Annotated in this window: 19 protein-coding genes and 1 pseudogene; 6 read left to right on the forward strand and 14 right to left on the reverse strand. The window is 42.0% G+C overall.

Annotated elements, in window-relative coordinates; genetic code table 11:
• Nucleotides 1–261: 261 nt before the first annotated feature.
• From J7E21_RS08535 to J7E21_RS08590, 12 genes are all read right to left on the reverse strand, one after another.
• Nucleotides 262–696, reverse strand: a complete 435-nt coding sequence (locus J7E21_RS08535) for a methionine sulfoxide reductase (RefSeq protein WP_215106610.1) — start codon at nt 694–696, stop codon at nt 262–264.
• Between the two features lie 144 nt (nt 697–840).
• The gene (locus tag J7E21_RS08540; protein ID WP_215106612.1) at nt 841–1,077 is read right to left on the reverse strand and encodes a glutaredoxin family protein; all 237 of its coding nucleotides are present in this window, start codon (nt 1,075–1,077) and stop codon (nt 841–843) included.
• A gap of 106 nt (nt 1,078–1,183) precedes the next feature.
• Nucleotides 1,184–3,604, reverse strand: a complete 2,421-nt coding sequence (locus tag J7E21_RS08545) for a DEAD/DEAH box helicase family protein (RefSeq protein ID WP_215106614.1) — start codon at nt 3,602–3,604, stop codon at nt 1,184–1,186.
• The gene (locus J7E21_RS08550) at nt 3,597–3,923 is read right to left on the reverse strand and encodes a nucleoside triphosphate pyrophosphohydrolase (RefSeq protein WP_215106616.1); all 327 of its coding nucleotides are present in this window, start codon (nt 3,921–3,923) and stop codon (nt 3,597–3,599) included. Before J7E21_RS08550 ends, J7E21_RS08545 begins: the two co-directional genes overlap by 8 nt.
• A gap of 1,059 nt (nt 3,924–4,982) precedes the next feature.
• Nucleotides 4,983–5,783 carry a hypothetical protein gene (locus J7E21_RS08555; protein ID WP_215106618.1) on the reverse strand — a complete coding sequence of 267 codons (801 nt, stop codon included), beginning with the start codon at nt 5,781–5,783 and terminating at the stop codon, nt 4,983–4,985.
• A 610-nt stretch (nt 5,784–6,393) separates the two neighbouring features.
• Nucleotides 6,394–7,017, reverse strand: a complete 624-nt coding sequence (locus J7E21_RS08560) for a malonate decarboxylase holo-ACP synthase (RefSeq protein ID WP_215106620.1) — start codon at nt 7,015–7,017, stop codon at nt 6,394–6,396.
• Nucleotides 7,008–8,699 (reverse strand): biotin-independent malonate decarboxylase subunit beta, encoded by a 1,692-nt coding sequence (locus J7E21_RS08565; protein WP_215106622.1) that lies wholly within the window; start codon nt 8,697–8,699, stop codon nt 7,008–7,010. The genes J7E21_RS08560 and J7E21_RS08565 overlap by 10 nt, the downstream gene beginning before the upstream one ends.
• Complete coding sequence (locus J7E21_RS08570) at nt 8,692–8,988, reverse strand: malonate decarboxylase subunit delta (protein WP_215106624.1); 297 nt, start codon at nt 8,986–8,988, stop codon at nt 8,692–8,694. The genes J7E21_RS08565 and J7E21_RS08570 overlap by 8 nt, the downstream gene beginning before the upstream one ends.
• 14 nt (nt 8,989–9,002) lie before the next feature.
• Entirely contained in the window at nt 9,003–9,860 is an 858-nt protein-coding gene (locus J7E21_RS08575) for a triphosphoribosyl-dephospho-CoA synthase (protein ID WP_215106626.1), read from the reverse strand.
• Between the two features lie 11 nt (nt 9,861–9,871).
• Nucleotides 9,872–11,533, reverse strand: coding sequence for a malonate decarboxylase subunit alpha (gene mdcA, locus J7E21_RS08580; RefSeq protein ID WP_215106628.1), 1,662 nt, complete (start codon nt 11,531–11,533; stop codon nt 9,872–9,874).
• Between the two features lie 17 nt (nt 11,534–11,550).
• Nucleotides 11,551–12,480 carry an ACP S-malonyltransferase gene (locus tag J7E21_RS08585; protein WP_215106630.1) on the reverse strand — a complete coding sequence of 310 codons (930 nt, stop codon included), beginning with the start codon at nt 12,478–12,480 and terminating at the stop codon, nt 11,551–11,553.
• Nucleotides 12,481–12,506: 26 nt separating this feature from the next.
• Nucleotides 12,507–13,154: a GntR family transcriptional regulator gene (locus J7E21_RS08590; protein WP_215106632.1), complete on the reverse strand. Its 648-nt coding sequence runs from the start codon at nt 13,152–13,154 to the stop codon at nt 12,507–12,509.
• Between the two features lie 233 nt (nt 13,155–13,387).
• Between J7E21_RS08590 and madL the strand changes: the two genes are divergently transcribed.
• The 5 genes from madL (at nt 13,388) to J7E21_RS08615 (ending at nt 16,539) form a co-directional block, all read left to right on the forward strand.
• Entirely contained in the window at nt 13,388–13,816 is a 429-nt protein-coding gene (gene madL, locus J7E21_RS08595; RefSeq protein WP_215106635.1) for a malonate transporter subunit MadL, read from the forward strand.
• On the forward strand, nt 13,797–14,561 hold the full coding sequence (gene madM / locus J7E21_RS08600) for a malonate transporter subunit MadM (RefSeq protein WP_215106637.1): 765 nt from the start codon (nt 13,797–13,799) through the stop codon (nt 14,559–14,561). The genes madL and madM overlap by 20 nt, the downstream gene beginning before the upstream one ends.
• Before the next feature lie 441 nt (nt 14,562–15,002).
• On the forward strand, nt 15,003–15,620 hold the full coding sequence (locus J7E21_RS08605) for a recombinase family protein (protein ID WP_215106639.1): 618 nt from the start codon (nt 15,003–15,005) through the stop codon (nt 15,618–15,620).
• 128 nt (nt 15,621–15,748) lie between these two features.
• A complete protein-coding gene (locus tag J7E21_RS08610; protein WP_215106641.1) occupies nt 15,749–16,195 on the forward strand; it encodes a hypothetical protein in 447 nt (148 codons plus the stop codon).
• A gap of 17 nt (nt 16,196–16,212) precedes the next feature.
• Nucleotides 16,213–16,539 (forward strand): helix-turn-helix domain-containing protein, encoded by a 327-nt coding sequence (locus tag J7E21_RS08615; RefSeq protein ID WP_215106643.1) that lies wholly within the window; start codon nt 16,213–16,215, stop codon nt 16,537–16,539.
• A gap of 478 nt (nt 16,540–17,017) precedes the next feature.
• On the opposite strand, the pseudogene J7E21_RS08620 reads toward J7E21_RS08615, so the two are convergent.
• Nucleotides 17,018–17,263: pseudogene (locus J7E21_RS08620) on the reverse strand (transposase); the annotation flags it as partial.
• Between the two features lie 44 nt (nt 17,264–17,307).
• Between J7E21_RS08620 and J7E21_RS08625 the strand changes: the two are divergent.
• Nucleotides 17,308–17,541, forward strand: coding sequence for an EAL domain-containing protein (locus J7E21_RS08625; protein WP_353047758.1), 234 nt, complete (start codon nt 17,308–17,310; stop codon nt 17,539–17,541).
• Between the two features lie 130 nt (nt 17,542–17,671).
• Here the strand turns inward: J7E21_RS08625 and J7E21_RS08630 are convergent.
• Nucleotides 17,672–18,142: metallophosphoesterase (locus J7E21_RS08630; protein ID WP_483313490.1), on the reverse strand; the 471-nt coding region annotated here is incomplete at its 5' end.

Consider the following 18,142-nt stretch of genomic DNA (forward strand, 5'->3'; position numbering starts at 1 on the left):
GTAAAGTTACTGTGTAGGTTTGGTTCTCTTATGTCTTAAGTGGTTCTATTTCTTGTCCGAAGTGGTTCTAAAACTTGGCACAGGTAGTTCTTTTAGATGGCTATATGCACGCATGACAAATGATGGTAAAGCGAACGGCACTGGCTGGTAAATAATATGGCAGACATGGTAAAAATTCGTGGCCGTAATCATCCCGCTTGAAAACCTGCTAAACAAACGTGTAAAAACGCCAATCCTATAATAGGACCGGCGTTTCCCACGTCAAATCTTCTTCCAGTCATGCGCTCCCTTAGCCCAACCGCCGATTGCGACGCCCATCGCGAGGAGCGGTGAGTCGAACTCGATGTCTTCAAGCACCAAATACTGCTTGCCGAGCGGTGCGAACTTGCCCGCCAGCAGCAGCTCTTCCCGAAAGCGCAAATAACGCTTCGGGCATTTCGGCGAGGTCGTTGCCGCAAACTTCGACCCCTTCTGAACAATAAAGCGCTCACCCCGGTAAAACCCGGTCGCATCCGCCCCGCGCTTTGATGTGATATGGAACAACTCCGGTGCCGGCTCCTGATAGCGCGACACGAGCCCGCTATCGAACGGATCGACCGCCACCTCTTCCCCCGATACCGCATCCAACTCGAAAAACCGGTACACTTCCCCGAGTTCCGGATGCTCCACAGCTTCCACAAAAAACTCCTTTTCCATCAGCTTCCCCTCCAATCTGAATAAAATGCCTTTCATTCATTAGATAGAAGGAAACTGTGGAAAAGGAGACGGAATTTCGGAAGTTTTTTTGGAAACTTAATGATTCCCTCGAAAACACCGTGTTATCAAGGTTTAGCCAGAAAATTAATTTTTCAATAAAGACTGAACGCGCTGTGGATCGAAGCCAAGCACCCATTCGCCGTTGATATTCGTCTGCGGAACACCCATCTGGCCTGTCGCCTGAACAAGACGGCTCGCCGCCGCCGGATCTTTCTGGACGTTGACATCGGTATACGCGACACCGTTCTGGTCCAGGAAGTTCTTCATCATCGTGCAATACGGACATGTGTTGGTAGAGTAAACGGTAACTTGGTTTGTCATGTGGCTTCCTCCTTAAAATAGTCTCCCTTTAGATATCTCAATTATACCCCTAGGGGTATTTTTAAGGCAACTTGTTTGTTTAGTTCTTTTATCATTTATCAGTTTTTTAGTTTCTATTCTCCGCTTTCCTCTCAAAATAAGCATGCAGCCGATATTCTGCTATCTCTTTTGTCCAGTCATACAGAATACGCTGATTTGCATCTTTTGATGATAAGTTGAAAGAAAATAAGCCGTCTTCGAATGTCACCAGTCCACCTTTAGCGCTGCCGCTCCATTTCGTCATCGGCATCCGCTCGATCAGACCGGCGATTTTCTTTTCATCGTAGTTTTTCAGTTTCTGTCCCTGAACATCATTAAAATCAGCATTCAATCGGTACTGCTTTTCCGTTAAAAAACCATGGAAAAATGATGCGGTTTCCACCGGCGTAATCGGTTCAAGCCAGTGTTCCAGACCTTTCGACAGCATATAGCTCAATACGACCATCTTATAGCTCTTGTTCATGCCGGTTTTCTCCACTTCCAAAAACCACGACTGATGCTCTGTCCACACTTCGATTTCTTGCGCGTTAAATTCTGCCTCATAGGCGAGCAGTCCGAACCAGCTGCCGAACTCCTGCTTCACCGTTTTCGAGTCCGCTTTCCCTTGCAGATGAAACTCCAGGTAAGTTGGCCGCCTGCCAAGCTCCAGCTTTAGTTCCCGGTAAGCAAGAATCATCGCTTCTTTTCTCGGCGCGCGTTTTTTCCTCAGCTCCTCCAGCAGATTGACGACTTCAAGCTCCAGTTTAAAATTACAACTCGCTGGTACGAGAGGCTGCACACCTTGAGCTATCCCTTTAGCCTGTAGCTGTGTATCGAATACGGAAAGTTTCAAATCCGCATTCCGGTAATTGCCGATAAAGTCGATAATGACGCAATGGTCTTTATCATCCGCAATACGCAAGCCCCTTCCAATTTGCTGAGTGTAAACAGTGAGCGATTCGGTCGGGCGGATAAAAAGCAGCGTGTCGACTTTCGGAATGTCAACGCCTTCATTGAACAAATCGACTGTGAAGATGATCTCCAGTTCCCCTGTATCGAGCTGGGCTCTCGCCGCTTTCCGCTCTTGTGCCGGCGTTTCCCCCGACAAACTCATCGAACGGATGCCCCGCTCCCGGAAAAACTGATCCATGAACCGCGTCTGGCGGACGGTAGAACAAAAGACAATTGTGCGGGTTTGTTTATGTGTTTGCCACGCATCGAATACTGCTTCGGCGTATTCTGTCCGCAGTTGAGCCTGGAGTAGTTCCTCTTCGTCGTAGCGATTTCCAAGCCACCGGATCTTCGAGTAATCGGTATTATCGTATACCCCGAAGTAACGGAACGGCGCGAGCCAATTGCGCTCGATGGCATCGAGGAAATGAATCGAAATGGCGACGTTGCCGTCACACAACGCATAGACGTCCTGGTTATCCATGCGGTCCGGTGTTGCGGTGATACCGAGCAAAAATTCCGGATCGAAATGTTCCAATAGTCTTTGGTATGTCGGAGATGCTGCATGGTGGAATTCATCCACAACGATCAGATCAAACGCATCGCGCTCGAATTGATCTAAGTGATACTGGCTTCCCAGCGTATAGATTGATGCAAACAGAAAATCGGCGGATGTATCTTTTTCCGATGCATGGTAATAAGCGGACGTTTTATTCGGATGTACGTTTTGAAACGATTCTTTCGCCTGCTGCAGGATTTCCTGGCGATGCGCGACAAACAACACCCGCTTGAATTTCCTGGCGAAAAACGCCGCAAGATAGGTTTTCCCGAGGCCTGTCGCCAGCACGACCATCGCACGGCTGTATTCCTCTTCCATGACGTTCTCCAGCGCATCGAGTGCTTGCTGCTGGGCAGGGCGTGGAGATAAATCTGTTATGTACGGATTAGCTGTTTCAGCAACTTCCTGTGAATCGGAGATACCGAGCATGAGTCCGGTTTCTTCGGCTTCAGACCAAACCGGACTGATCGGCCGGCGGAGATTCGCTTTTTCATGAAGCTCGCGGTATTCCCGAAGCGTTTCTGCATTTAACGGCATCGTCTGTCCGGCATAGAAATGCGTGTGGAACTGCTCTACCGCTTCATCAAAGATTGCCTCGTCCACTGATGTCGGGGCAATCAGACTCCACTCCACACCTGTCGTTAATGCAGACTTGGACAAATTGGACGACCCGACAATCAGATGCGAAGTTTCTTCCCCGCGGAATAGATAAGATTTTGGATGAAACGAAGCCCCTCCACTTTTCCACAGGCGAATTTCTGCGGAAGGCAGTTCTTCCAACAACAGTTCTAGCGCTTCCGGTTGTGTCACAAAAAGATAATCCCCAATCAACAGCTTAACCGGTACTCCCCGGTCAGCTGTCTCTTTCAGGAAGGGCGCAACTATCCGCACACCTGATTGCATCGCAAACGCTGTAATCCAGTGAATCTCCATTGCCTCTTTAGACAGGCGTTGCAAATGTGTAACCAGCTGTGAAGTGACAAGCTGCAGTTTACTCATCCTCTACCTCGATTAAAAAGATACGTTCTTTAAATCCACCGCGTTTTTCGGCTTTCTTCACGCGTACTTCTTCTACTTGTTCAAATGAAGCGCCGTTGAGTTCAGCCGCTGCGTGAATCAGTTCGAGGATATCTGCGAGTTCTTCGACTGCATCCTTTGGGTTGTTCGTTTCTTCAAACTCCCGAAGTTCCTCCGTAAGTTTCTTCGTTACTTCTGTTTGGTATTCTTCTTCTGATAAGATTCGAGTTTCGAATTGGAGACCTTGGTTCTCTATTACTTGCGGGATTTTGTCTCTTACTAATTTGTTATAGATAGGCACTCTAAGTCCCCCTTCATTCTATTTTTCTTAATAATAATATCAATCCATTTCTTTATACATACCCGGATATACATATAGAGACTTATAATACCTAACCAACCTAATCTCCCTCGCTAATTTATTGGCATATTTTGGTGAGATGTAAAGAACATTATGTTTGAAGCTACTCTCTTCTATCAAGTCATAATCAAGAATCATTACAAACTCTTCACCCTCACTTTTTAATTTCTTAATCAAAATTAAAGAGTCAATAGAATTACCCAAAATTATATTAATATGCATTAAATTATTTCCTCAGCTTTTTCGTAAGATTTATCTATCACTTTTTTATTATTAACGGTTTTTTGAAGATGTAAGCTAATTATATTCAGAATATTACAGCGCAAAAGACTATATCAATATAATTGATAAAAGAAGAATAGAAAACTAGTGAAACAGGAGAAACCTCTAAGAGCATTTTCTCTGAGTGCTTCCTTGCGCAAACCAATGCCATCGACTTTCCCGATCTTTAGAAGAAGACAAAAATCGGGTCTTTTTTTCTTTTTATACTTACACATAAAAAAATTAAATGGTTCAGCCCCGCCCTATCCAAAGCTTGAATATCATCACTTTCCACTCAAAAAAATTCTTCAAAGCTGCTATTCTAAAAAATTCTAAAAGTGTATTTATGGCTCATAATCACTTTCCCAGTAGTAGCTATCAATATTAACACGAAGACGTGAGCACAAGCGATTGATGAATGCCGGCGAATTGATTGGCATCTAGGTCTTGGATTGCCTGATTGTCAGTCAGAAAGACGGGGTTTCATTACGAGAAATAAGCACTATTTTAAAAAGTCTTCCATATAGGTTTCTTAGACGAAATGAACTGCACCTTTTTAAGTGTCTACCATTTGGGGTTCAGTTCACTTCAGGGAAAATATTAATCCTGAAAACTTGTTAATATCCCATCTTCAAAATAAAGATATTGACCATTTCCATAAACCCATTTTTCCCTAACACCATATTCAGTGACTGTTCTATTTACTGATTGTGGTTTCCCCCATAAGGAAACTTCAACTTACCCTGCCGTCATTCCAATTGTGGGATTCTGTCCTACCGCTGCTGCTCGTTCTGCTTCACCCTCTGCTTTATTTTGTTCATAAAAATCTTCTGTTTCTTTAAAATCCTCATATAAAGACTCTATATATTTCCAATCTGTTTCAATAAATGCTATCTGTCCGGGATTTGCTGCTAAATAAGATGTATCAGTAATTCCTTCAACAATTTCATCCCTAAATCTCCCCTTATATTTTGGATCAACAGCGATTCCTAAAATTGCAGACGCTTCTTGAGACTTAGGCTCAGTTTGAAGATAAGTTGCATAAGCATACATTGCAGACGCTTCTACATGATCTATCAGAATTCCTTCATTATAAATACTATCCACCCTTGCAAAATTCCGATCAATAATAGCTTGTTTCATTTCATCTAATTTCAACTTAGTTTCTTCCGTTAATATTGGTTTATGTATGTCCTTATTATCTATGCTGATTGAATTAATCATATGAACTTCTTTATTATTCACTCGAAAAGTTTTATAATCTTTTTCATCTAGTAAATTCTTTAGAAATGAATCACTCATATCAATGATTCCCTGATTTACTAGCTCATCATCTTTTGCTTTTTCAATAAACTGAGCAAACTTTATAATGTTATTTTCAGTTGTAGCCAACTCTAGACCTTCAATAATGTTTGCTTGTTTCTCTTTTCCTGGATTAGATGATTCAACTGTATCGGCTTCAACTTTATTATCTTCGTCATTACTACAACCAGCTAGTATTACAGCAACAAGCAACAGGTATCCCAAATTTTTCTTCATAGCTATTCTCCCCTCTGATTAAAAACTTTCCAGAAATATAATCTGGTCAGTTCAGCAATCAAATTATACCATTACAATAAGACTATAATAAAGGATAAATAAGGGATATATTCCACTTTCAATATACTGATCATATGTGTAAACCTACTTAGTTCGCTTTGATTAAAGTCTTGAAATTCAACATAGATTCTTTTTCTTTCATGTGATAATTTTGAATCTCTACGATATAGCTTTTTTCAGAAGACAAAAAAGGCAGGGCGTATAATGACCTAATGATATGAGATACATATAAAGCAGCCTATTTTTTCTTGAAACGTTCTTCATTATAGTAGTGCAGATAAGTTTCTACTTTCTGCACCACGACCTATTTCGTCTCACTTGAATACACGTTTTTGCACATGCAAAAAACACCTTCGATTTTAGTACTTGTGTTTAATGTACCAATTCGAAGGTGTTTTCATTGTCCGAAACATTTTTTCTTTTATTTTAAGTTCCTTCATAAGTCAATAAAAATTTAACTTAAGCTACCTTACCGTTTTTACTAGAAAACAAACAGAATAGTGACAAGGATGCCAATTCCCCTATATTAGACTTCTACAAAGTTATTATTTTACTTATCTTTTTCTTCTATAGTGATTTTCTTTAATATAGGACCATCCATTGTCCGAAGCAGAATTGGTTTTTCTCCAGATTCAACGTATTCACCTAATAGAAAGGCACCTTCTAACGTTTCAACCTGAACATCCACCCGAAACTGATTTTTTTTCAATTCCCCTTCTATTTCTCTTGCAAAATTAAGTGTGAAGTTTTCCGAAAAGTGAATCACAATATCGATATCACTAGTTTTTTTTGTCGTCTCTTTCCCACTCGCCAGTTCAAATCCAATACTTCCCACTGGTCCCCATTTGATTGAGTGGGAATCCAATAATTTTTCGATCTGTTCCAGACCTCGAAAAATTTCTTTAGGCTGATCGCTCCACTTGCTTTCTCGTGTCAGCTGCTCTGGTGTGATTCGTCTTATAATTCGATTTACAAGCAAGAAAGCAGCAAACCGCTCGTTCCTCTCTGAACCACGCACACCAACCGCGATAAACCCTTCACTAGCCTGGGCACGCCTCACTACTACAAAAGGTGCTTTAGCTAGGGCTGATTCAACCCACTCCGGAATTGTGGAAAAGCTAGTCAAATCCCCCACGCCTTCAATTTCCAATAAGTCGTGTGGATTTACTTCCATTGTTCTCTCAGCTTTTCTCTTACTAAGATAGAAGCTGCTCTGCCGCCAGACTGGGCATAAGAGGACGATAATCTTCCACTTAAATCTCTTGAATTGTCCGTCCGTACATCTTCAATCGCACGGTCAATCTCTTTATAAATAATGTCCCGGTCTTTTTTCTCTGGAGAACTGGCTTCAACTCCATCTACCAAAGAGAACAAAGCACCTAACTTTTCGAACGACTTAATATCGTAAGCCATTGCCGGCACTTTTTTTGTTGCGATTTCCAGTTCTTCTAAGGTTCTCTGCGTAATCCGAGCAGCAGATTGCTTCGACATGACGTGTACATTAACGCCTTCATCATGCAGTGCAATTAGACGATTCGCTTGCATACCATGGGACAAAAAGGCGCCGGAAATTGCATTTCCCGGTATAAATGAGATTACTGGGTGGCCTTCTAATCTTGCAGAAGCATACGCATCTACCGCAGCTGCGCAAGCTTGGTGAATGCCAAGGAGTTCCTCATGATAGCCATAAGCCTGGCTCGGAACATCAACAATGGCCACAATAGTGCGTTTTTCACTGTTCTGATCGGCTTTGATTGCATTTCGGACATGCTTTGCGATTGACCAAGCTTCAAGCAAGCCAACTTCCCCTTTTCGCGCACGCGGAAAACGATTTTGATTGTCCGGTACTACGGCAATAAACCGGACTTTCTTCTCACCAATCATCCCATCAGCAACTCTGACAGAAGGTATATCTCCTATTTCCAAAAAATCAGCCCGGAGCAAGTCAAACCATGTCTGCCCGCGTCCTGTGGATTTATCACTTTCTAAAGAAGGCAGTTTTTCTTTAATTTCTTCATTTTCAGACAGCTTCCAAAGTAATCGTACCTCATTAGCAGATAACCGCTGTTCCGGTTCTACTAAACTCAAAAGTGTTTCATATCTGTCTCCCTGAAGTGTTCGAGGCGAATAAACAGTGTCTTCCAATATAAAAGAAGAAATCTTTTCTTTTATAGCGTCTGCATCATCTTCAATCAATACATCTGCAAAACCAGCTGCTGTACGCTGTTCTCCACCAATCGTTCCCCAGATAAGCTGTTTGTCTTTTGAATCGAATTCTCGAATGCCCGCTTCCTGCTCTATTACTTCAGGTCCGTTTAAACCTAGTCGTGCTCCACGAGTCATAATGATTTTACTGCAGAGGCCTGCTGTAATAGACATCCCTCCAAAAGCGCCGATTTTTCCAGGAATGACTGCAATAACTGGAACATAGCGCCGAAGAGCGACAATTGCTGCACCGATTTCAGCAATGGAAAGTACTCCATAATTTGCTTCTTGCAGCCTGACGCCGCCTGTATCAAACACTAGTACAGGAATTATTCTCATGCCAGACTCGCATTCTTTCAATGCCAGTTCCAGTACTCCGGCAATTTTCGCCCCAGATACTTCTCCAATCCCACCACCTTGGAAATTTCCCTCAATTGAAATGACAATGGCTGGATGTTCGTTAATTGTGCCTTTAGCAACAACTACTCCGTCATCACTTTGCGGTACAATTCCCTGTGGCTCCAAATGAGGTGATTCGATATTATCCTGGGGTCCAAGCAATTCTTTATATGACTGATCATCTAAAATGCTGTGGGCCCGTTCACGTCCACTCGATTCTACAAAACTGGTTTTCAATAATGTTCTACTCATTAGCGGCCACCTCCAGAGCTTGTTCAAGACGCAGTTTCACTACACCTGGCGTTGCGCCGAAGTCATTGATTTTCACTTTCGCAGCGATATCATGCTGTGTAAAAAACCGCTGGATCAGAGGTTCCCAAGTAGTTTCAAATCCAGTAATCCCTGTTCGGATTGTCACTTCTGTCTGCAAATCACTAGAAGGTTCCATCAGAACTTCCAAGTCACCAGACCCGACGACTCCAACATGTGCAAATCGATCAATTTTATTCGTTGCAGGAAACGTAAATGTGAAATTTTCCAAAACCGCACCTCCATTTAGTATATATATTCGTATTCTTTCCCATTTTCTTCTAATCTTTCATTTGCTTGCAGTTCATCTAAAAATAAAGTGGCCGCCAATAAATCGGCACTGCCTCCTGGAGAGATATTTCGACTAATAAAATGCTCGTCAAGCGTATACAAATCTTCAGTTGCTCCATTTTCTAGCAAAAGGGCCGCCTGCTTTTTGGCAAAATCTAATGCTCCAGGACCGCCGCGGTGTAAAATGCATGTATCGTCTAAATGAGCCATCAATGAAAGAAGCGCATTTAATCTGGCTTTTTCTTCAGTTTGACCGGAAATTCTTGAGTAATTCAGCATTGGCAGTGAATAACGGACAACATGTGGAAATCCTTGCTGTGCTTCGCCTTTTGCTCCTGAGACACCATATTTCGCCACCACATTCACGCCATTTGTGACGGTGTTTGGGCTATGTCGGTCAGGAAAGCAAGCTAATTCTCCTGCGGACGCTGCGACTTCTCCAATAGCGCACGTGCCTTTCCCCATTGCTGCAGCAGAAACGAGTAGACCCATCGCCCAAATCGCTCCTTTATGCGTATTCACTCCGCCTGTCACTTGAAGCATCCTTGCTTCTCCGGCGCGACCAATTAACGCAATTTCTTCCCTTAAAGATTGGGAGGGCCTGCGTCCATAACTCACCAAAGCAATCTGCTCAAACGTATCTCTGAGTGATTCCGCAGACTCCCTCATTAACTGAATGGTTAAATCTTGATGTGCCCCTGTGTTTCTGCTGTCAACAAGACCTGGCTTTGGGGTAAGTTCTACTTCTTCTATTAATGAACGAACCGCTGTTTCAGCAAAATTGCGACTCAAAGACTGTTTTGCTTTTTCCATTTCACTCCTCCTTACCAGCTTCTGAATTTTGCCGGTGGTTCATACAAGCCATCTGACCACTCCACGATTTCTTCAACATTTTTTGCAGCAAGAAGTGACCGTTTTGCATCCGATCGGCGAATATCTAAATCTTCCGGAAATGCAACCAGACCTTCACTCCGCAATTTATCGGTTTTTTTCGGGTCGTGCTTCAATCCTACAGGTGTAACTCCGGCTATTGCTGCAATCGCTTCTCTTCGTTTTTCCATATCGTCAGTTTTATATAAATAGGCGATGCCTTCTTCTGTGACAACATGAGTGACATCCTCTCCATAAATCATGACCGGTGCTATAGCAAGCTCAGAATCTTTTTTTACATCAATTGCATCGAGTGATTCAACAAAAACAGGTTTGTTTCCGGTCTGAAAAGTTTCTACCACCTGTACAACCAGCTTTCTTCCTCGTACTAAAGGTTCGTCTGAGGTCATCATACTTAACCAGGCAGGTGTTGAATGGCGGCGACCGCCAGGATTATGCCCCATATTTGGCGCCCCCCCGTAACCAGATAGTCTGCCTCTCGTCACAGTAGAAGAATTACCATCTTGGTCGATTTGTAACGAGGAACCAACGAACAAATCAACTGCATATTGACCAGCTAATTGCGACAGCGTCCGGTTTGAGCGCAAACTTCCATCACGTCCAGTGAAAAAAACATCTCGCCGGGCGGCAACATACTTTTCCATACCGACCTCTCCCCCAAAACAGTGAACACTTTCAACCCAACCGCTCTCGATTGCCGGAATCAGCGTCGGGTGGGGATTCAATGTCCAGTGCTTGCAGATTTTCCCTTTCAAACCAAGGGATTCCCCATATGTCGGTAACAATAATTCAATAGCAGCCGTATTGTACCCAATTCCGTGGTTCAAAGATTGGACTCCGTGTTTTTCATAAATACCACGGATAATCATCATCGCCTGCAAAATTTGAACATCTGTAATGTGCCGGGGATCGCGTGTAAACAAAGGCTCGAGTTCATAAGGTTTGTCTGCCACCACAATATAGTCAATCCACGATCCTGGAATATCAACTCGAGGCAAATCATCGGTCAATTCATTTACTTGTACAATGACGATGCCATCACTGAAAGCAGCAGCTTCAACAAGTGTTGGAGTCTCTTCCGTGTTCGGACCAGTGTACAAATTCCCGTTACGATCTGCTTTATCGGCCGCGACCAGTGCAACAGACGGAATCAAATCAACAAATAAGCGCCCATATAACTCAACATACGTGTGAATTTCTCCCATCACCAATTGCTTGTCTTCAAGCATTTGTGACATTCTTAGACTTTGTGCCCCTGCATAAGCAAAATCTACTTTTTTCGCAGTCCCCCGCTCGAACAAATCGAGATGTTCCGGTCTTGAAATACTGGACATTATCATATGTAAATCAAATAATTCCTTCGGATTTGTCTGAGCTAGTGCTGCTGATAGAAACGAAGCCTGCTTTTGATTGTTACCTTCTAAAACGACACGGTCTCCTGACTTAATCAACTTTTCCATTACTTCCACAATGCGTTCAGTCGGGATCACCATTCCTTCAACCAAATCTTTGACACTGTCTGTTCGTTTATTTTTGGCATCGAGCCGCTTTGTCCATGACCGTTTTGGTTCCGTTTTCTGTTTTGTCGTTTCCATAGTACATTCCCCTTCCATCATTTTAATTTTTCACGTTTTGCTATAAACTGACAATCGTCAAAACCATTCTCCGCCACAGACAATACTCTAGCCTCCGGAAACGCCTGTGCCGCTAATCGGGATAACACAGCTCCGGGAGGCATTTCTATAAACAGGCGGGCCCCTTTTTCGTACAAAACCGTTGAAGCATCATGCCATTGGACTGGAGAAGAAACGCTTTCAGCGAGATCCTGTCGAATATCGACCGGATCGGATAAAAGACGTGCATTTCGATTCCCTGCATAAGGAATGGAAGGCCGATAAACTGAAACTTGCTGAAGTGCTTCAGCAAGTTTCTCTGCAACTGGCAAAAGCAACTGGCAATGCGAGGGCGTACTCACATTTAACAACTCGGCGCGACGGGCTCCTTTTCGCCGAGTTTCATCAAGGACTTTCTGTATCATCGGTATCGCACCCGATATTGTCAGTTGATCTGGTCCATTTTTATTTGCTATAAACACAGGATTTTTTTCATCGGAATGCTGACTGATAATTGATTGCAAGTGATAAAAATCCATTCCAAGTACAACCCCCATGCCGTATCCCGTCGGATATGCACTTTCCATTAACTCACCACGCAATTTCACTATTTTTACCGCTTCTTTAAATTCAAGAACACCCGCTGCCACGGCTGCACTGAAGGCTCCGACAGAATGACCTGCTACAAAATCCGGCTTCACGCCTTCGGATTCAAAAGCTCTAAAAGTAGCAACTCCAGCACTGAGAAGAGAGATTTGCACCGCTGTAGTCGAACTTAGTGCATCTTTAGAATGGAAATTGAAGACGCTTTCATTTAATGAGTCCGTTGCTTCCTCAAGCACCTTTTGCACTGCTTGAGATTCGGGCAATTCATTCAGCAGACCTGGTGTTTGGGAACCTTGGCCAGGAAACAAAAAAGCAAGCTTCAAGATTCTCGCCTCCCTACTTTGAATTTTTATACCTGAAGACTTTTTTGAAAGTTGGAGACGACGTCTCTGTTATGTTTTGATAAAACTACTGATAGCTCTACCAGATTTTTTTCTCTCAACAATTTAATAATAAATTGGTGTTCTATAATGGATTTTTCGATATTTCCTTCATGCGCAAAAGAGATACTTTGAATTTTTAATAACGGTAAACCCAGCCGCGAATACATTTCTATAATGGTTTCGCTTTTGCTCATCTTAATGAGACAAGTATGAAAGGCGTAATTCAACTGGGTATAAGAATAAACGTCTTCAGCTTTTTTCATTTGTTCCATAATCTGCTCCATCTTTTCCAATAAATCCGGATTAGGGCCATGCTGGATAATCCGGTCCATACTCATATTCTCGAACATATTTCTTATTTCAAGTAAATCAAGGATTTCACTTTTTTTGTACTCCTTGACGATTGCTCCTTTTCGCGGAATTCTTTCAACTAGACCTTTAACTGCCAGTAAATAGATTGCTTCGCGAACTGGAGCTCTGCTTGTGCCATATTCTTCAGCGTAGATATGCTCCACTAACTTTTCGCCTGTTTTAAGAGTCCCCATCATGATTTGTTTCGTAATATCTTCCGCAATCAAATTAGGTAAAGAATTTTTCATGAGATCTGGCTTCATTTCTACTCTCCTTTCAAATTCGCTTTTGGTCGACTGTCGATTTTAATTATACAGAAAACATATAATACTTTCAATATTTTTAAAAATTAGAATTTTTCATTGCATTCCTTACTTCTATCATTTAAGATAAACCCTAGAATACAGTCGACTATATTCTAACATCGTTTGGAAGCGCTTACTTTTCTGTTTTTCTTTTGTCCCCTGGTTTTTTTAAAAAAATAGGAGGTATCATTATGGTTATTTATGGTGTAGCTTTACTTGCCGCTTGTATGCTGATCGGCGTTTTCCTGGGTGAATTGTTAGGCCTCTCTCTTGGTATTGAAGCAAATATTGGCGGGATAGGCATAGCAATGATTGTCTTGGTTCTTGCGGTAGATTACTTTAAGAAACGCAACAGACTTAGTCTACCTGCTCAAGACGGCCTTAGCTTTTGGAGTGCGATGTATATTCCAATCGTCATTGCGATGTCTGCAAATCAAAATGTCTATGGCGCAATACAAGGCGGACCACTCGCTATTACCGCCGGAATCACCGCCGTTGTGCTTAGTTGGATGCTCGTTCCCCTACTAAGTAGAGGTGGTTCTCAGCCTACAGATGATGAAATTTTAGAAGAAAAAACAACTTTGGGAGGTAAAGATAATTATGCTCGAGATACTAAGTGATGTTTTTACAGGCAATCCACTTATTGTTGCTTTTGCAATCATCGGAGTAACCATGTACCTCTCTTATGTGCTCTCTGATAGATTAACAGGTGGCAAAATTCACGGTTCAGCAGTTGCCATTATTCTTGGCTTAGCATTAGCCTACATAGGAGGCATGCTTACCGGCGGTGAAAAAGGCCTTTCGGATATAAGTGTCTTTGCCGGAATTGGATTAATGGGCGGGGGGATGCTTCGAGACTTTGCTATTGTTGCCACCGCATTCGGTGCTAGTTTCTCTGAAATTAAAAAAGCTGGAATCAATGGTATTGTAGCTCTTTTCGTTGGCGTAATATTGTCTTTTGTCGTCGGTGTCGGTATTGCTCTCGCCTTCGGTTATACTGACGCAATTAGCCTCACCACAATCGGTGCCGGCACAGCAACCTACATCGTCGGTCCTGTAACTGGTGCTGCAATCGGTGCAAGTTCCGAAGTAATTACAATCAGTATCGCAGCCGGTCTGGTGAAATCAATCTTAATTATGATTGGTACTCCTTTTATCGCTAAATACATTGGATTGAATAACCCGCGTTCTGCTATGGTTTATGGTGGATTGATGGGTTCAACAAGTGGCGTTGCTGCTGGTCTTGCTGCAACAGATCCTAAACTGGTTCCTTACGGTGCTGTCACTGCAACATTCTTTACTGGTCTAGGTGTTTTGTTGGCTCCATCTATACTGTTCTTAATAACAAAAACAATTTTTGGATGAAGCAACGGATAATTGAAACCCTTACAATGGTATGAAAAAAACACATTGAACTATCCAAAAATGACGATTTGAAATACCTCTAAAATACTATCATCAGGCAGCTGGGCACCTCGATTCTGTGGGCGCCTGGTAGCCTGATTTTTCTTCCCTTTATTCCTCATTGTAATCCTGCAGTCAGCAGATACCTCGCTTTTACTGCATGCAGCCACCGAAATAAGCCTCTTCTGAAAGTCACAAGCATTCCCATAACATGATTTTTTCAAAATTAAAGCGTTCGTAAAAATACACTTTTACGAACGCTTTGAAAACAGTTAAAAATGATCGAAAATAGCGTTCGTAAACGTGTCAAATCACTTTACGAACGTTCGCCAATTTACACACACTTTTACGAACGCTTTTCAGGTATAATGAGAGGAAAAGAATCGTTTATAGAGGTGAATTATGGAACATCGCAAATTTGGTTACATACGTGTCAGCAGCAAAGATCAAAACGAAGGCCGTCAGTTGGAAGCTATGCGGAAAATGGGTATCACTGAACGGGACATTTATTTAGATAAGCAAAGTGGGAAAAACTTCGAACGAGCGAATTACCAATTATTGAAACGAGTTATTCGAAAAGGTGACATTTTGTATATCCACTCACTGGATCGATTTGGTCGGAATAAAGAAGAAATCCTTCAAGAATGGAATGACCTGACGAAAAATATCGAAGCTGATATTGTGGTGTTGGATATGCCGTTATTGGATACAACGCAGTATAAAGATAGTATGGGCACTTTTATTGCGGACTTGGTTTTGCAGATCCTTTCCTGGATGGCAGAAGAAGAACGCGAACGCATCCGAAAACGGCAGCGCGAAGGAATTGACTTGGCACTGCAAAACGGCATTCAATTTGGAAGGCCGACCGTTTTTGTTTCAGAAGAATTCAAAGAGGTTTATAGAAAGTGGAAAGCCAAGGAATTAACAGCAGTCGCAGCCATGCAGGAAGCCGGAGTGAAAAAGACCAGTTTTTATAAATTGGTCAAAGCACTCGAAGAAGAGACAGGTAACCTATTATAATAGAAGAAACTCTTTTTCCGCTATTAGAGCTATTAGTATAGTGCAACTCTATATTTCAATTAAAAGGAGGTGAATATATTACACAGAATATAATTTGTTAGAAAATTTATATTCCACGTGATATAATCATGGTAGAAATTGAATTCTTAGCAGATGAACATGGCAATCAACAAGTCATAGACTTAATCACCTCCATTGCTGATAGAGCAATGAACGATGAAGATTATGCCGAACTTGCAGCTCGTATAGCCCAACTACTTGATTACATGAAAGACATAGGCGTTCCTCCTATAGAAAAACGTACGTTATACGGTATCAGCTCGGTAGGGAATCCCATCACACTAGTGGATGTGGTAAAAGAGCTGAATAATCATCCCCCACTGATGGAAGCACGAGCGAATTGGAGACCCGTAGGAGCTTTTCGAGCTATCTTTTTCTATGAAATAGACGACAAAGGCAATCAATCTATTTACTTCACGAAAGCTGTTATCAAGCAGGCGACCTATTCACGAGACTTTGAACACGCAATTAGTGCGAGTGAAAAAATGATGGTTGAATTTTTTAAACCTGAGTAAAAAAGGAGAGGGTTTAAATGGCAAATAAGAATTATAACGATGTGATGGGGATCTTAAGACAAGTGCCAAAAGTCAATGAACACTTGAATAAAATTTCTGTTATTATGGGGAAAAAAATACTCAAGAGACGCCTTGAACTAGGTTTGACCCAAAAAGAGGTTGTCGCTATGATCAAAGATCATGGAGATACCTTTACACAGGCGACGCTGTCGAAGATTGAAAGTGGTGCTGATAATATCAAATCCGAAACATACGACAAAGTTTTCGTGGCTTTGGGTGGTCTAGAAGATTTAACTCCTACATTTAAGGAAAATCCTAAAAGGAAAGATTTAATCCATTCATAGACATCTATAATAGAAGAAACTCAAAATAGAACTGGAGAGAAAGAAGAACATCTTCTCTAGTTCTATTTTTTGTGCATAAAATTTCATCAGCTTAATATAGAACACAATCATTTTAACCAAAGGATTCGTTACTTAGTAAGAGCCTAACTCGAAACTGTATACTTCCTCTTTGCAATTGACACAATAGCCTTATCCGTTGGTTAATGGCACTGGACAACCACATTCACAACGTCCAAGCACATTATCAGATGGCTCTACAGGAACAAACCTATTTTCGCAGTACTTACACTTCTTCATATAGCTATTATTTTCTTTCCCACATTTAGAACATTTCAATTTTCAGTCTCCCTTCATTCTGGATACATAATTTATTTACTTACAAAAAGGACAAGTACCATAGAGCGAAGTTACATAGATTAATGAGACCGTCAATAATTATGTGTAAATAAGGAAACCCTTTTCCCTGTATGTATCCTCATTAAGCCTGCTTGAACATATCGGCTAGCTCTGCACGAGCTTGTTTGAAACCGTTATGACAGCGGGTGGAGAAGTTTTGATTATAGATTTCAAACTGGGAAACGAGAAAACGATCCAAGGAATCTTCGTTTGGAAATTGCTCCTTGCGCTTGCTGTATTTCTTCACTTTCTTGTTGAATGACTCGATTAGGTTCGTTGAATAGATGCTGCGCCAAATGGATTTCGGAAAGTCGTAGAAAGTGAAGATAAAAGGTTGATACAATCAAATTCGATAAGTCCTTCGTCGATGAAATTGAAAAGCCAAAACATCACTCCATGATGAAGGCGATTATTGACCTGTGTTTGACCTTGAATTTAAATGTAATTGCAGAAGGGATAGAAACCCCGAGGCAACGAGCTATCCTACTGCAAAACAACTGCCGCCTTGGGCAGGGCTACTTGTTTTCGAAGCCTTTTCCTGGAGAAATACTTGAAGCACTTCTCCAACAGGAAGGTGAAAACCAATTGAAATCTCTTAGCTCGTGAGCATCGTAGAATGAGGTTGGAAAAGTGTAAGAGATATAAGGCGTGATTTGTCGGAAACTAGATAAATACGAAAAAGGCATCCCTTCTCCAATTATCGGAGAAGGGATGCCTTTTTCTGTGAGTTATTTTATCATTCTGCTGCAACTAATGTAAATATTGTCAGCTCTGGTTTGGCGTGAATTCGAATTGGAACGGCACTCATGCCAATCCCACGGTTAACATACAATTGATTGCCATCTGCTCCATAATCGTCTATCCACCCATCGGTATACACTTCCTCTTCTGAAGTGAGAGCCATCCATGACCAGCCAGACAATCCTGGAAGTCTAATTTGACCACCGTGTGTATGACCTGCTACTGCAAATGGGGCTGAATTTTCCGGGAACTTTTCAAAAGAACTCGGATTGTGCATCATAACGACCCGGGGAGCATCAGTCGGGATTGCTTCTAAAGCTTGGTCCGCGTCATCTTGGCCCATCCAGTTCGAACCGACACCTGCGATGAAAAGCCCGGATTCTCCTTCAGGCAAAACCTCGCCTTGTGCATTGATCAAACTAGATTCATTATGCAAAATTTGTACGCAGATTTCTTCTATTTCTTG

Origin of the sequence: Planococcus sp. ISL-109 (assembly GCF_018613655.1) — a bacterium.
GTDB lineage: Bacteria > Bacillota > Bacilli > Bacillales_A > Planococcaceae > Planococcus.